Origin of the sequence: Paraburkholderia sp. Ac-20342, from assembly GCF_017104985.1 — a bacterium.
GTDB lineage: Bacteria > Pseudomonadota > Gammaproteobacteria > Burkholderiales > Burkholderiaceae > Paraburkholderia.
Window position 1 is genome coordinate 16,441 of record NZ_JAAGPQ010000012.1, and the last position, 14,535, is coordinate 30,975.

15 protein-coding genes are annotated in these 14,535 nt (G+C 61.8%); 10 read left to right on the plus strand and 5 right to left on the minus strand.

Annotated features, from left to right (window positions below; translation table 11 throughout):
- The first annotated feature begins 227 nt into the window (after positions 1–227).
- On the plus strand, positions 228–695 hold the full coding sequence (locus tag G3N58_RS06870) for a hypothetical protein (protein WP_167048639.1): 468 nt from the start codon (positions 228–230) through the stop codon (positions 693–695).
- A 141-nt stretch (positions 696–836) separates the two neighbouring features.
- On the opposite strand, the gene G3N58_RS06875 is transcribed toward G3N58_RS06870, so the two are convergent.
- A complete protein-coding gene (locus G3N58_RS06875; RefSeq protein ID WP_167048471.1) occupies positions 837–2,432 on the minus strand; it encodes a phospholipase D family protein in 1,596 nt (531 codons plus the stop codon).
- 626 nt (positions 2,433–3,058) lie between these two features.
- On the opposite strand from G3N58_RS06875, the gene G3N58_RS34040 reads away from it, so the two are divergent.
- The 4 genes from G3N58_RS34040 (at position 3,059) to G3N58_RS06895 (ending at position 5,905) form a co-directional block, all read left to right on the plus strand.
- Positions 3,059–3,535: a hypothetical protein gene (locus G3N58_RS34040; RefSeq protein ID WP_241017025.1), complete on the plus strand. Its 477-nt coding sequence runs from the start codon at positions 3,059–3,061 to the stop codon at positions 3,533–3,535.
- 296 nt (positions 3,536–3,831) lie between these two features.
- A complete protein-coding gene (locus tag G3N58_RS06885) occupies positions 3,832–4,905 on the plus strand; it encodes an AI-2E family transporter (RefSeq protein WP_167048475.1) in 1,074 nt (357 codons plus the stop codon).
- A 47-nt stretch (positions 4,906–4,952) separates the two neighbouring features.
- Positions 4,953–5,492: an AraC family transcriptional regulator gene (locus tag G3N58_RS06890; protein ID WP_167048477.1), complete on the plus strand. Its 540-nt coding sequence runs from the start codon at positions 4,953–4,955 to the stop codon at positions 5,490–5,492.
- Positions 5,489–5,905: a VOC family protein gene (locus G3N58_RS06895; protein WP_167048479.1), complete on the plus strand. Its 417-nt coding sequence runs from the start codon at positions 5,489–5,491 to the stop codon at positions 5,903–5,905. The genes G3N58_RS06890 and G3N58_RS06895 overlap by 4 nt, the downstream gene beginning before the upstream one ends.
- A 236-nt stretch (positions 5,906–6,141) precedes the next feature.
- On the opposite strand, the gene G3N58_RS06900 is transcribed toward G3N58_RS06895, so the two are convergent.
- Both G3N58_RS06900 and G3N58_RS06905 read right to left on the minus strand, forming a co-directional pair.
- Positions 6,142–6,945, minus strand: coding sequence for a transporter substrate-binding domain-containing protein (locus tag G3N58_RS06900; RefSeq protein WP_167048481.1), 804 nt, complete (start codon positions 6,943–6,945; stop codon positions 6,142–6,144).
- A gap of 136 nt (positions 6,946–7,081) precedes the next feature.
- Positions 7,082–8,005, minus strand: a complete 924-nt coding sequence (locus G3N58_RS06905) for a LysR family transcriptional regulator (RefSeq protein ID WP_167048483.1) — start codon at positions 8,003–8,005, stop codon at positions 7,082–7,084.
- 250 nt (positions 8,006–8,255) lie between these two features.
- Here G3N58_RS06905 and G3N58_RS06910 point away from each other — a divergent pair, with 250 nt between their 5' ends.
- Genes G3N58_RS06910 through G3N58_RS06930 form a run of 5 tightly spaced genes read left to right on the plus strand, consistent with a single transcriptional unit; the run spans position 8,256 to position 12,933 of the window.
- Complete coding sequence (locus G3N58_RS06910; protein WP_167283391.1) at positions 8,256–9,533, plus strand: aconitase/3-isopropylmalate dehydratase large subunit family protein; 1,278 nt, start codon at positions 8,256–8,258, stop codon at positions 9,531–9,533.
- Positions 9,530–10,030 (plus strand): alpha-IPM isomerase, encoded by a 501-nt coding sequence (locus G3N58_RS06915; RefSeq protein WP_167048487.1) that lies wholly within the window; start codon positions 9,530–9,532, stop codon positions 10,028–10,030. The genes G3N58_RS06910 and G3N58_RS06915 overlap by 4 nt, the downstream gene beginning before the upstream one ends.
- A 33-nt stretch (positions 10,031–10,063) precedes the next feature.
- Positions 10,064–10,744, plus strand: coding sequence for an RraA family protein (locus G3N58_RS06920; protein ID WP_167048489.1), 681 nt, complete (start codon positions 10,064–10,066; stop codon positions 10,742–10,744).
- A 39-nt stretch (positions 10,745–10,783) separates the two neighbouring features.
- Positions 10,784–11,989: an aminotransferase class I/II-fold pyridoxal phosphate-dependent enzyme gene (locus tag G3N58_RS06925; RefSeq protein WP_167048491.1), complete on the plus strand. Its 1,206-nt coding sequence runs from the start codon at positions 10,784–10,786 to the stop codon at positions 11,987–11,989.
- A gap of 41 nt (positions 11,990–12,030) precedes the next feature.
- Positions 12,031–12,933, plus strand: a complete 903-nt coding sequence (locus tag G3N58_RS06930; RefSeq protein ID WP_167048493.1) for a transporter substrate-binding domain-containing protein — start codon at positions 12,031–12,033, stop codon at positions 12,931–12,933.
- 36 nt (positions 12,934–12,969) lie between these two features.
- Here G3N58_RS06930 and G3N58_RS06935 read toward each other — a convergent pair whose 3' ends face one another.
- The gene (locus G3N58_RS06935; protein WP_167048495.1) at positions 12,970–13,362 is read right to left on the minus strand and encodes a VOC family protein; all 393 of its coding nucleotides are present in this window, start codon (positions 13,360–13,362) and stop codon (positions 12,970–12,972) included.
- Positions 13,363–13,496: 134 nt separating this feature from the next.
- A complete protein-coding gene (locus G3N58_RS06940; RefSeq protein WP_167048497.1) occupies positions 13,497–14,420 on the minus strand; it encodes a LysR family transcriptional regulator in 924 nt (307 codons plus the stop codon).
- Positions 14,421–14,535: the final 115 nt, after the last annotated feature.

Here is a 14,535-nt window from a genome sequence, read left to right on the forward strand (position 1 = left end):
GGCCTCGCGCCGTGCCAGCGCGATCGTCGAGGGCCGTCATGAGGCCTAGCACGAGACCTGTCAGGTGGCGTGACTTTCACACACATCACACGCCTCTCATGCGCGATCTGCATGACTGAGCGTAACGGGAGAAATCCATGTCGATCCGCCGCCTTGCCCACGTTCCCGACTTTGTCACGCGTACCGCGCGCGCGTCCGTGACTTTGCGTCGCGCGGCAGTGACGTGCATGGCAGCGTTGCTGCTGGCGGCCTGTGCGCAGCCGTGGCAGCAATTCGAGGCCGGTCAGGATCAGTCCGCGATCATTGCGAGGATGGGGCCGCCGCGCGAAGTCTATGAGTTGCCGAATGGCGGCCGCCGGCTCATGTGGCCGACGCAGCCGATGGGCTCGACCACCGTGGCCGCCGACATCGACGCATCGGGCAAGATCGTGAACGTGCGTCAGGTCTCGCAGATTCGCGAATTCAATCGCGCGGAAATCGGCAAATGGACGCGCGACGACGTGCTGATCAATTTCGGCCGGCCCGTGCAAACGCAGTTCTTCCGCCTCTCGCAACGCGAAGTGTGGTCGTACCGTTACACCGAAAACAACATTACGCAGCTGCTGTTCAATTTCTCGTTCGATACCAGCGGTGTTTTGCGCGAAACGGCGCGCACGCCTGACCCATTGCGTGATCCCGATGTGCGGCGCTTCTGAGCGTTCGTCATGATTCTCGCGATGCAGCGGTTCAGTGATGATTCAGAGGCCAGGCATTTGGCGAAATGCCTGGCTATATTGATGATGATCCATCGCGCTCGTGCATCTCGCTGAGTCTTTCCGCGAGTCTCTGCGCCGCTGCTATAGCAGCGATTCGATCGGCAGAACCGATAGCATCCACACCCCGAGCCGGCCATACCAGGTCGTATTCGGCTCGACGTCATGGCGGATTTCGGTGTCGCTGTTGCGTTCGATCCAGTAGAGCTTGCCGTTTTCGTCGAGCTTCACGACGTACGCGACTTTCGGCAGCAGCGCGAGAAACGTCTTGTCCACCTGAGCCGCCAGTTCGGGGCTGTCGATCACGAGACCGAGTTCCGTGTTGAGGTAAGCCGAGCGCGGGTCGAAATTGAACGAGCCGACAAAAACCCGTTGCGAGTCGACCACGAAAGTCTTCGCATGCAGGCTCGACCCCGAGCTGCCGAATGGCCCCGGTGACGGTTCTTTCTTGCTGGGCGTGCCCGGCACGCGCCGCAATTCGTACAGGTGGACGTCGTTCTTCAGCAATTCGACGCGCCGCTTCATATAGCCCGAGTGAACGGCGGCCACATCTGTCGCTTCGAGCGCGTTCGTGAGCACGCGCACCTCGACGCCTTTCGCGGCGAGGTCGGTCAGATACTGTGTGCCGGTACGCGCCGGCACGAAATACGGCGACACGAGGTCGATTTCCCGCGAGGGCTCGCCGAGCACTTCACGCATCTGATTGGGAATCAGGGCTTCGGGCGGCGCGTTGTTGAGACCTTTCGCGGGGTCGTCGCTGATCATGTGCGTTTTCGCCCAGTCGAATCGCAGCGTGTCGTCGAGCATCTTCTGCACGACGTGCGGGCCGCGCAGCGCGTCCATGTAGGCGGCCGCCGCGGGTTGCTGCTCGATGGCGTGTGCCTTGCGTTCGAGTTCGGCCAACTGGTCGACGCTCTCGTGCGGCAGAATCCGCTCGACCGGATAAGCCGACGCGCTCGCCCAATAGCGGTCGAAGTCGCGGGAAACGTCGGCCGCGGCCGGCCCGACGGCTAGCACGTCGAGGTCCGCGAAGACCACGCCGTCGGTTGCATCGAAGTACTCGTCGCCGATATTGCGGCCGCCGAGAATCGTGGCGGTGCTGTCGGCCGTCAGCGACTTGTTGTGCATGCGCCGGTTCGCGCGCGAAAAGTCCGTCAGAAAGCCGAGAAATTTCGGGCTGCGCACGACGAACGGATTGAAGAGCCGCACCTCGATGTTCGGATGCGCGTCGAGCGCCGCGAGCGTCGGGTCGAGCGCGGAAGGAATGCCGAGATCGTCGAGCAGCAGCCGCACGCGTACGCCGCGGTCCGCGGCCTCGTGGATCTGTTCGAGCAGCAGCGTACCGGTCAGATCGTCGCGCCAGATGTAGTACTGGATGTCGAGCGTACGCTGCGCCGAGCGGATCAGGTCCATGCGGGCAGCGAACGCCACGTGTGCATCCTCTAGCGGATAGATGCCTGCGAAGCCAGCATGCGCGGCCAGCTCGGGAGCAACCGCGCGGCCCAGATCGGTTGCGGCAGCTTGCGTGGGCGTCAACGCGCTCGATTCCGTGCGGTTGTCGAGCGACGGCAACGCACAGCCGCCGAGCAGACTCGCACATAGCAGGAGCGTGGGCATGACGCCCGGCCAGTGACGAGACGGGCGGCGCGAATAGGACGGGTCATGTTTCTGCCGTTGCATGGAGTTCAGGGATTCCTCTGGATCATCGTGACCCGCTGGTTTTACACATGAAAACATCGCGCCAGCACTGCCTGCCGCACCCGGCGCCTTGCATGCATGTTCCGCATGCCGTCTTGCCGGGAACGAGCAGAATACTATGGCCGCAGAGCAATCGGTGCCGGCAAAACGGTCTTGTTGCGCGGACCGGTTTGTCCGATGATACGGGCAGGCCGTGCGAATTCGAACGGGGAGCAACCCGGGTAACGTTCGAGCCGCTGCGCGTCAATGTTTGCGTGAGCGTCCATCGAGCGTTTCGCCCATTCCGGAGTCGAGCAACGTGAAGATTTCCCGCTTGCTGCTTGGCAGCGTCATGCTATTCGTGGTGGGCACGGTGTTGCAGACGATATGGCCGCTCGCGCAGCCCGCCGCCTATCACCACTTTGCCGATCAACGTTCGCTTGGCTCACTGCATAACGCATCGGACGTATTGTCGAATCTCGTCATTCTGCTCGCCGGCATTCTTTGTCTTGGCTGGGTGAAGCGGCATGCGTCGAATCAGCCGGCGCAATTCCCCGGCATGGTCGTCGCCGCGTTCGGGCTGCTCCTGACGGCATTTGGTTCGGCCTACTATCACATGGCGCCGACCGATGCGACGCTTGTGTGGCCGTCTGCCGATGACGATCGTGTTCGCCGGCATCCTCGCGATGCTATGGACCTCGGCCACCGGAGAGCGCGTGGGCTGGACGCAGATGCTGATCATGGTCGTCGTATCGCCGGCGACCGTTGCCTACTGGCTCGTCTTCAGCAGCCTGTGGCCTTATGCGATTCTGCAATTCGGCGGGCTCATGCTGATCGTCGGCATGACGCTCACGCGCAAGGTGAACGGTGTGTTCGCGTGGATGCTCGTGATCGTTTTCTATGGCATTGCGAAAATTTTCGAAAGTCTCGATTGGCAGATCTGGGAGCTGACGCATCACATGATCGCGGGCCATGCATTGAAGCATGTGTCGAGTGGGCTTGCCGGTGCATCGATGATTCTGGTCGCGAATGTCGCGTCGCGTTCTGCCACGGGGATCGGCTCGCGGCGTCCGGGCGGCATCGGTCGCACGGGCCCGCCGCGTTGATGCCGCGCACGGTCGCCACGCGCTCGGCCACGCAATTTGCGGCGTAATTCGCCGGGCTTTTGCCCTCGAGCGCGTCTTGCGCACGCCTTTGCGCCCGCAGCGCGGCGGCGAGTTCGCGATGACGATCGCGCGTCGGCGTATCGGGTACGGCTGACGTTGCGGCATCGTGTACTCCGTGCCGTGTCCGTCATCGTTATATGCGAATATCGGTGCTGTCCGCCGTTCGACAGCCATGCGAGCCGATCGTACCGTGGACCCCGAAGCGAACCATTTGCGGATCAATGGAGCACTGACCGATGACCGACAGATTGCAGGCGTCCGTATGCGTGGTGGTGCTGCTGCTGATTGTGGGCTGGGTGCTGTATATCGGCCGCGCGGTGTTCGTTCCTATCGTGTTCGGCGCAATCGCGGTCTATGTGGTCGTCGATTTCACACGTCTGCTGCAACGCATTCCGGTGATCGGCCCGCGCTTGCCGGTGCAGTTGCGCTACGGTCTTTCGATGTTCCTGATCGCGGCGGCGATCTTCTTCGTGGTCGACATGCTCGTCGCGAATTACGATGCGCTCGTCGCATTGGCGCCGCGCTACCAGGACTCGGTTCTCGTGATGATCCACAAGATCTCGGTGCTGCTGCAACTCGACAGCGAGCCGACCTGGGAGTCGCTGCGGCGGAACATGCTCACGCAGCTGAACATTCAGGCGGTCGTGACCGGCATGCTCACGTCGCTGTCGTCGGTCATCATCGACCTCTTCGTGATCGTGCTGTATGCGAGCTTTCTGCTGGTGGAGCGCAGCACGTTCGGCGAAAAGCTCGCGAACATGACCGCGAATTCGACCAACGCGGCGCGGATCAGGGCCGTCGTCACTGACATCAACCGGCGCATCGGTGCTTATCTCGCGCTGAAGACGTTTCTCGGCGTGCTGCTCGGCGTGATCTGCTGGTTCGCGATGCGCAGCGTCGGCCTCGAATTCGCGGGGCTGTGGGCTGTGCTGACCGCGCTGCTCAACTACGTGCCGTATATCGGCTCGGTACTCGCGATCGTGTTTCCGGTGCTCATGTCGGTGCTGCAGTTCGGCGATCTGAACTCGATACTGATCGTGTTGCTTTCGCTAACCGCGATTCACTTTGTGATCGGCAACATCCTCGACCCGTATATGACGGGCAACTCGCTGAACCTGAGTCCGTTTGCGATCCTCGCGAGCATGGCGATGTGGTCGGCGCTGTGGGGTGTGCCGGGCGCTTTTCTGGCGGTGCCGATTACCGTCAGCGTGACGATCATTTTCTCCGAGTTCGACATGACGAGACCGGTTGCGGTGTTGCTGTCGAAGAACGGCCGGCTTGCTTATGGTAAGGGGCAGCGGACGGCTTGAGACGAGCTAAACTTACCGCTTACTGTCAGCGTCGCCCGTTCGAACTCATGCCCCGTCGTCGAGACCATCACGATCTTCCACCGTCCACCGAGGCACAGGCCAGCGCCGGCGCGCTCGAAGCCCCGGCGCTGTTGCGCCGGCTGTTGCGCGCCAAAGACCGCATGGACGCCGCTTCGCACGAGGCGTGGCCGGTGCGGCGGCTCGCCGAAGTCAGCGGCGTGTCGGAAGCGCATTTCGCGCGCTCGTTCAAGCGGGCTTTCGGCGTTCCGCCGCATCGCTATCTGTTGACACGGCGTATCGAGCAGGCGGTCACGCTATTGCGCGATACCGACCTCGGCATCACCGACATCGCTTTCGCGACCGGTTGGGAAAGCCTCGGCACCTTCGGCCGTATCTTTCGCGACATCACGGGCCGCAGTCCCGGCGAGATGCGCGTCGAGGCGAGAGCCAGCCAGTCGCGGCTCGAATGTGTGCCCGCCTGTGTGCTGAAGGCCGCGCAACGTCCCGATCTCACGATCGCAGTTTTGGAGAAGCGCCGCCGCGACGCCGACGATACAGTCGAGCCCTCAACCAGGGAGGTGTCATGAATCAGGGTATCAATGTGGTCGGCCTGTATGTCGACAATCAGGACGAAGCGCTCGCTTTCTACGTCGACAAGCTCGGATTCCGCGTTCACACGGACGTGCGCAACGGTTCGTACCGCTGGCTCACTGTCCAGCATCCGGAGCAGCCATCGTTTCAGCTCGGCCTGTTCACGCCGGGGCCGCCGATTCACGATGAGGCCACCGCGCAAACGCTGCGTGCGATGGTCGCGAAAGGGGCAATGCCGCCGCTCGTTCTTTCCGTCGCGGATTGCCGCGCGAGCTACGAGCAGATGAAAGCGCGCGGCGTCGAATTCACCCAGGAACCGACGGATCGCTTCGGCAGTGTCGATGCCGGTTTCCGCGATCCGGCCGGCAACGGATGGAAGATGGTCCAGGCGCCGGCGGGCACGAAGTGAGCGCGAGTCGCGCGTGGATGCCTGGGTGCCGCTAGTCGGATGTTGCTGACCACGCAGGCGGTCAGCGGATACGGTATGGCCGGCGTCTGACCGTCGCGCGCCGTTCGTCGGGGCGTTGGCAGCGTTGGTCGCTGGCGCTGCTGCGGGAGAGGGGCGGGAGTGAACAGACCGTGTATCTGCGCCGATCGTCAGGCAGAGATCGGCGCAGGTGCGTGACCCGAACCAGATTCAGAAAGTTACTGCGCGACAGGCTGGGTCACGTCGGTGCCGAACCAGTGCATCGAGATCTTTTTCAGCGTACCGTCCTGCTTCATCTGCGTTAGCGCATCGTCGAGCGCTTTCGCGAACTTCGGGTTGTCCTTGCGGAAAGGGATGCCCATCTCCTGATCGGCTCCTTTCAGCACCGCACCCGTGCGCAGCGGTAACTGCGAGTTCTTGATGATGTACGGCAGCATGAGCCGGTCGTCGATCGTCGCGTCGATACGTTTGGCGGCGAGATCGCGCAGCTTTTCGGGCGCGCCCGGATAAGTCAGCACGTTGATGCCCGGCACGGCTCGCGCCATCTGGTCGTAGTTCGTGCCGAGCGTCACGCCGATCTTCTTGTCGCCCTTGAATTCGTCGAGCGATTTGAACTCGCGCTTGTCGTCGGCGCGCTGGATCAATTGCGCGGCCGAGTACGTGTACGGCTGGCTGAAATCGACAATCTGTTTGCGTTGCGGCGTAATGGTGACCTGGTTGACGATGACGTCGAACTTGCCGCTTTGCAGCGCCGCGATAATGCCGCTCCATTCGGTCGGAATAAACACCGGCTTCACGCCGAGCTTCGCTGCCACGGCCTTGGCGACGTCGACGTCGAAGCCTTCGAGCTCGCCGTCCTTGTTGCGCGAGTCGAACGGCGGATAGGTGCCTTCGAGACCGATCTTCAGAACGCCAGCCTGTTTGACGCTATCGAGCAGGTCTTCGGCATGAGCGGCAACGGCGGTAAAGCCGAGGGCCGAGAGAGCCAGCGCGTTGATGAGCAGCAGCTTCGAGAATTTCATGGAGTGTCTCCTCTGTGCTTGACTTTGCTTGAGTATCGGGCTGCACGACGCAACGATTCCACACGTTGTGCGGGAATACGGCGAGTCACGGGATTTATCGTAGCACTTTAAAAATAGGCGGCCTGCGTTGGGAGCCTCAAGCGCTCCGGCTATTCACCGGCGGATGAAAATCCGGCTTCGAAAAGTCGCAGAATTCGCGCGTGAGGCTCGCCACATGCGAGTAGAGCGGCAGCGGCCCGTCATTGCGATAGACCGCGTAGTAGCGCACGGCCGGCAACTCGGGCGTCGAATGCAGTACCGCGAGTTCGCCTTGCCGAACGAAGTCCGAGAAATAAAGCGATGGCAGATAGCTGATGCCGACGCCCGCGATCGTCAGCGAACACAGCGAGATCAGGCTGTTGCCCGCGAACGCGCGGCGAATCGATACGTTGTGAGATTCGAACCAGCGCTCGTAGATCGCATCGACGCCCGACGTGCCCGCCTGCATCAGGATCGGCCACGCGGCGATTTCATCGAGTGACAGCGTGCGTGCTTCGCCGACGAGCGACGGACTCGCCATCCACGCGAGATGCAGTTTGCGCAGCGGTATCGATGAGAAGCGCGCTGTTCTGATCGCGGTCGGTGCGATGATGAAATCAATCTCGCCGGCCAGCAGCCGCGACGTCAGTTTCGTGCTGACGTCGATTTCAGGCTCGAACGAAACCGCCGGATAGGCGAGCCGCATCTCGCGCACGAGTCGCGGCAGGAACGTCAGCGCGATCAGCTCGGTAATGCCGATGCGCAAACGCCGCACTTCTTCGACCTGCTTGCCCATCCGTTCGAGCAGGCGGTCACGCGACTGCAGCATTTCTTCCGCCGTGTCGAGCAGATCGCGGCCTTTCGGCGTCAGGCGCGGCGTGCGGTGGCTGCGGTCGAACAGCGGCGTCGAGAAAAAAACCTCGAGTTCGTTGACGCGCTTCGAGATGGCCGATTGCGTCGTATGAAGGCGATCGGCGGCGGCCGCGAACGTTCCAAGGCGAGCCACCCAGTAGACCGCTTCGAGCTGCTTGAGTGTGATCACTGAGGTCGGAATACAGGGTGTGGGGCCGGCGTTCGCGCCGGTTCGGCAATGATGCACAGTATCGGTTGCCGAGGGGTTTTCTGGCAAGTGGCGAGGCCGCGGCCATGGCCGCAGGCCTTGCCGAACCAGGAATTTTTTTCATGGGTCGCGATGCCGATTACTCCGTGTTCCCGATGGGTGTCTTTGCGATACTGTGCCCATGTCGCGTCGACCGTCGGGTCGATGCTGAGTTTATCGGCGAGATCGAGCTATGTCGGGAAAAAACCTGTCGGAAAAGATTCTGTCGGCGAAATCGGGCCGCGACGTGAGCGCGGGCGACGTCGTGATCTGCGAGGTCGATTACGCGCTGGGCACCGACGGCTCGATTCCGATGGCGATGGACTACTTCGCCGCGATGGGCGGCGAACGTGTGCACGCGCCTCGCAGGCTGCTTTTCGCGCTGGATCACTACGCGCCTGCGCCGAGTCCGAAAGCGGCATTGCTGCAGGCCGGCATCCGGCGCTTTGCGAAAGAACAGGGCATACCCTTATTCGATGTCGGCGAGGGGATCGGCCATCAACTCGTCGTCGAAAAGGGTTTTGCCGCGCCGGGCCGCCTGCTCGTCGGCGCGGATAGCCATTCGGTCACGTATGGCGCGGCGAACTGCTTTGCGACCGGGATCGGTTCGTCCGACCTCGCGGGGGTGATGAAAACCGGCAAGGTCTGGTTGAAGGTTCCCGCATCGATTCGCGTGAGATTGCATGGCCGGCTCGCGCAAGGCGTCTATCCGAAGGACCTCGCGCTATATCTCGCGCAATTGCTCGGCACCGACGGCGCGACCTACGAGACGCTCGAATTCGCCGGCGACGGCGTGCAGAGCCTCGATTTCGAGGATCGTCTCGTGGTCGCCAATATGTCGGTCGAACTCGGTGCGAAGAACGCGATTTTTCCCTACGACGAGGCGTGTCGCCGTTACCTCGAAGGCCGCGTGGATGATCTGTCGGGCGCGCTGCACGCTGACGCGGACGCAATCTATTCCGGCACGCTCGACATCGATCTCGCGTCGCTCGAACCGTTTGTCGCGGTGCCGCATCAGGTGTCCGGCAACGTGCGTGTCGAAACGCTCGACGCGACGCCGGTGCAGATGGTGTTTCTCGGCACCTGCACCGGCGGGCGCACGAAAGACTTTCGTCAGGCGCTCGGCGTGTTCCGTGAATTCGGCCAGCCGGCGAGCGGCGTGCAACTGGTCGTGACACCGGCTTCGCGCGAGGTGCTGCTGGAGCTGACGCAGGGCGGCGAACTGGCCGAACTGATCGCGCTCGGCGCGGTGATCGTCACGCCCGGCTGCGGCGCGTGCTGTGGCACGAGCGGTGCGATTCCCGAGGACGGCGCGAACGTGATTTCAACCGCGAACCGCAACTTCAAAGGCCGCATGGGCAATCCGACCGCGAATATTTTTCTTGCGTCGCCCGAGGTGTGTGCGGCAAGCGCGATCGCCGGCCACATCGCGAGCCCCAGAATGCTCCTTGCCGGACATCAATCACGATGACAACTTCGATCAACGGCATGGCGCGGCGCTTCGGCGACGACGTCAATACTGACTACATCATTTCTTCGCGACGCAAGCGGGAATCACTCGATCCCGCGGTCCTGAAACAGTATCTGTTCGAGACGATCGCGCCTGAATTCGCGGCGTCGGTGCGTGCGGGCGACATCGTCGTCGCGGGCAAGAACTTCGGTTGCGGTTCGGCGATGGAAGTCGCGGTGACGGCGGTCGTCGGTGCCGGCATCAAGGTCGTGCTTGCACAGAGTTTCGCTCGCACCTATTTCCGTAACGCGGTGAACAACGGGCTTTATCCGATCGAGTGCGACACGAGCCGCATTGCCGAGGGCGCCGCGCTGTCCATCGAACTGGGCGAGCAGGTGATCGTGCGATGCGAAGGCATGACGGAACCTTTGCAGGCGGCGCCGATCGCGCGAGACATGCTCGCGATTCTCGATGCGGGTGGACTCGTGCCGTATCTGCTGCGAAATCCGAGTTTCTGATTTTCCTATTCGAGCGTATTCAGGAGTCAATCCATGAGCCATTCCAACAATTTAGGATTCCGGATATTGCCGATGTCGGCATCGATTCCGGCTGCCACGATCGAGGCGTTCAGAGCGATCGTCACGCCGCATATCAGCGACAACATGTACCGCTTGTGCGGCGTGATCGGATTGCGGCGCTATCACCGCGAGAAAAAGCTGGTCGGCCGCGCGCTGACGGTCAAGGTGCGTCCGGGCGACAACCTGATGATTCACAAGGCGATCGATATCGCCGAGCCCGGTGACGTGATCGTCGTCGACGGCGGCGCGGAGGTGACGCAGGCGCTGGTCGGCGAACTGATGCAGATGCACGCGCAGGTACGTGGCGTGGCCGGCTTTGTGATCGACGGTGCGATTCGCGACGTGGCGGCCTTCCATGCCGCCGATTTTCCGTGCTTCGCGCGCGGCAATACGCATCGCGGTCCGTTCAAGGAAGGCCCTGGCGAAATCAATGTGCCGGTCGCGATCGGCGGTCTCGTGATCGAGGCGGGCGATCTGATCGTCGGCGATGAAGACGGACTCGTCGCCGTGCCTGCGAATCGGCTCGACGCGGTACTCGAGGCGGCGCGCGCGCAGGCAAAGCGCGAACAGCAGCGCAAAGAGGCGATTCTGGCGGGGCAGGACAAGCGCGGCTGGATCGACGCGTACCTGAAAGAGCAGGGTGTGATCGCATAAGCACGCAAAGAAAAAAAGCATCGACATGAAGGAATCGACATGAAACTGATTGCAGCACGCCTCGAACGGATCAAACCGTCGCCGAGTTCGATGGCGACCGCGCGGGTGAAAGAGTTGCGGGCAGCGGGACGCGAGATTATCGGGCTGACCGTCGGCGAGCCCGACTTCGACACGCCGCCGCATATCATCGAAGCGGCTTATGACGCGATGAAAAGCGGCAAGACGCGTTATACGGTCGTCGACGGTACGCCTGAATTGAAGCGCGCGATTCGCGAGAAGTTCGAGCGCGAGAACGGCCTGGTGTTTGCGCAGGATGAAGTGAGCGTCGGCAATGGCGGCAAGCAGGTCATCTTCAATGCGCTGACCTGCACCGTCGATAAGGGCGACGAGGTCATCGTGCCGGCACCTTACTGGGTGTCGTATCCGGACATGGTGCTGCTCAATGGCGGACGTCCCGTGATTGTCGAATGCGATGTCGGCAGCGCCTACAAGATGACGCCCGCGCAACTGGAAGCCGCGATCACGCCGCGCACGAAATGGCTCGTGCTGAATTCGCCATGCAATCCGACCGGGGCGTCGTACACCGAAAGCGAACTGGCGGCGCTCGGCGAAGTACTGAGCCGCCATCCGCACGTCTGGATTCTGACCGACGACGTCTACGAGCATCTGATTTACGATGGCTTCAAATTCGCAACGTTCGCGCAGTGCAACCCTCATCTTCAGGAACGTACGTTGACCGTCAACGGCGTTTCGAAGGCCTATGCGATGACGGGCTGGCGCATCGGCTTCGCGGGTGGCCCGAAGGCGCTGATCGGGGCGATGGCGAAGCTGCAGTCGCAAAGTACAACCAACCCTTCGGCGATCAGCCAGGCCGCCGCGCTCGCGGCGCTCACTGGTCCGAAGGATTTTCTCGCCGAATGGCGCGCGCAATTCCAGCGGCGGCGCGATCTCGTCGTGGAGCGTCTGAACGCCATCGACGGCCTCTATTGTCCGAATCCCACGGGAGCGTTCTATGTGTATCCGTCGTGCGCAGGTGTGATAGGACGACGCACGCCGGACGGACGCGTGATCGAAAACGACGGCGACTTCGTCATGTACCTGCTGGAGACGCAGGACGTCGGCGTGATTCAGGGCGCGGCGTTCGGTTTGTCGCCGGCATTCCGGATCTCGTTTGCGACGTCGTACGAACAGCTTCAGGAGGGCTGCCGGCGCATCGCGCTCGCTTGCGAATCGCTGCGGGCATAAGCATGAATTGAAACTGATAACAAAGCTGACAAGGAGACAACATGCATACGCTGATACAACGCGCGATTCCGGCACTGCTGCTCGGCTGCCTGACGTTTGCCGCGCACGCGCAGGATCTCACGGGCAGGCTCGCCGACATCAAGCAGCGCAATACGATCGTGCTCGGCTACCGCGAGTCGTCGCTGCCTTATTCGTACTACGACAATAATCAGGCAGTCGTCGGTTATTCGCGCGATATCGCGCAGGAAATCGTCAAGGAGATTCAGCAGGCAATCAACGCGCCGTCGCTACAGGTGCGGATGATTCCGGTCAATGCGCAAAACCGCATACCGTTGATGCAGAACGGCACGATCGATCTGGAGTGCGGCGGCACGACCAATAACAAGGAACGGGCTCAGCAGGTCGGCTTCTCCAATACGATCTCGGTCACGGAAACCCGGCTGCTGACCAAAGCCAATTCGGGTATTCATTCGTTCAACGACCTGAATGGCAAGACGGTCGCAGTGACGGCCGGCACGACGTCGGAGCGCTATCTGCGTAAATACGTCGAGGAGAAGCACGCGAATATCACGATTATCTCCGCCCGCGATCACAGCGGCTCGTTCCTGAATCTTGAGACGGGGCGCGCGCAAGCGTTCTTTATGGACTCGGACGTGCTGTCTGCCGAGCGGGCGACTTCGGGTAATCCGGCTGACTATGTGGTGATCGGCGAGCCGCAGACGCATGAGGCGATCGCCTGCATGTTGCCGAAGGGCGACACTGCGATGAAGGCGATCGTCGACCGCACGATCGCGAAGATCGAGCAGAACGGCACAGGCGCAAAGCTCTACAAAACGTGGTTCATGTCGCCGATTCCGCCGAAGGGAATCAACCTCGATATGCCGATGAGCGATACCATGAAGGCCGTGTTCGAGCATCCGAACGACCGGCCGATGGATGATTGAGCAGAACGGAACGGCGCGCGCGATGAGTCCGTTATTTCACGGCTCGTCGTGGCAGCATAGGCAGAGCTTGTTGTTATCGGCATCGCGGAAGTACGCGCCATAGTAGTGAGGATGGTACTGTGGCCGCAGGCCAGGAGCGCCTTCGCAGGTCGCTCCGTTGGCGATTGCCCGGGCGTAGGCGCGATCGACCGTGTGCCTGTCACGTGCGAGCAACGCGATCATTTGACCGTTGCCGCTGCGTGCCGCGTTTCCGTTATAGGGCTTGCCGATAAGGAAGAGCGGTCGTGGTGCATCCGTTGCCATCCAGCCGGCCCAAGGTTTATCGCGCTCGCAGAATTTCAACGAGTGTCCGAGTTCCTGCATCAGAGCCGAATAAAACTCGAAGGCGTGGTCGAAGTCGTTGACGCCGATAAAAATGTGCGAGATCAATGTGCGGCTCCGGGTGGGGCGGTGGCAGTCGACGTTTGTTGCTGGCAATGCGACAGCATGCGTTGGCGTTCTCGACTATCTTCCTGTGCAGATAATGCGCCGTCAACCAACACCCCGCCGATACGCCCAACCGCCTATCCCGTCCCCCCCATACGCCGCTGCGTCTTCATAAACTCGACGAAACGCAGTGCAGCCGGATTGTGCCGGATCACTGTCGGGTAGGCGAAATACAGCGGCGCAGTCAGTTTCGCCGCTTCGTTCAGACGGCAGTACACGGTGCTCGCATGCTCGTAATGCTGCATCGAGGCGGGCACCAGGGTGACGCCGAAACCCGCTGCCACCATATGGATGCCCGTCAGCATGCGCGGCACCTCGCGGGCCACGCGCGGCAGAAACCCCGCACGCTTGCAGGCTGCGAGGATGTCCGCATACATGCCCGGCGCGCCAGGCCGCCGCACGAGAATGAAGTCCTCGTGTTCGAGCGCCTTGAGCGGCAACTCCGGCGGCGTCTTTTTCATGCCCGCGAGTAGCCGGTGTCCGACCGGCAATACGACCACCATCGGTTCGTCCAGCAGCGGCTCGAAGGTCACGTCCTCGGGTGTGTCGACGGGCTTGCGCAGAAAGGCCACATGCAACTGCTCCGACGACAGCCGTTCGATGATCTCCGCCGCGTTCAGTTCGGCCAGTTCGATCTCCACACCCGGCTCGGCGGCGCGAAAGGCGCGGATCGCCTCGGTCGTCGCCGGATGAAAACCGGCTGAACTCGTGAGTCCGACGGAAATCGTGCCCAGCTTGCCCTGTGCGATCCGGCGCGCATGCGCGAGGCCCTGCTGCAAGGTATCGAACACCAGTTCCGCGTTTTGTGCGAAGGCCTTGCCCGCCTCGGTGAGCTCCACGCCGCGCGGCAGTCGCACGAACAGATCGAAACCGACCTCCTCCTCCAGCAGGCGGATCTGCTGCGATAGCGGCGGCTGTTGCATCGCCAGCCGTTCGGCCGCGCGCGTGAACTGGCCTTCCTCGGCCACGGCCAGGAAGTAGCGCAAATGTCGAAGCTCCATCAACCCGTCTCCAGAAACGATGCGTCGCGAGACATATTTAATAAATATACGAACCTCATTAAATATGTATTTTACATCTATATCTGCCGACGCTAGGATGGCTGCGATTTTGTGA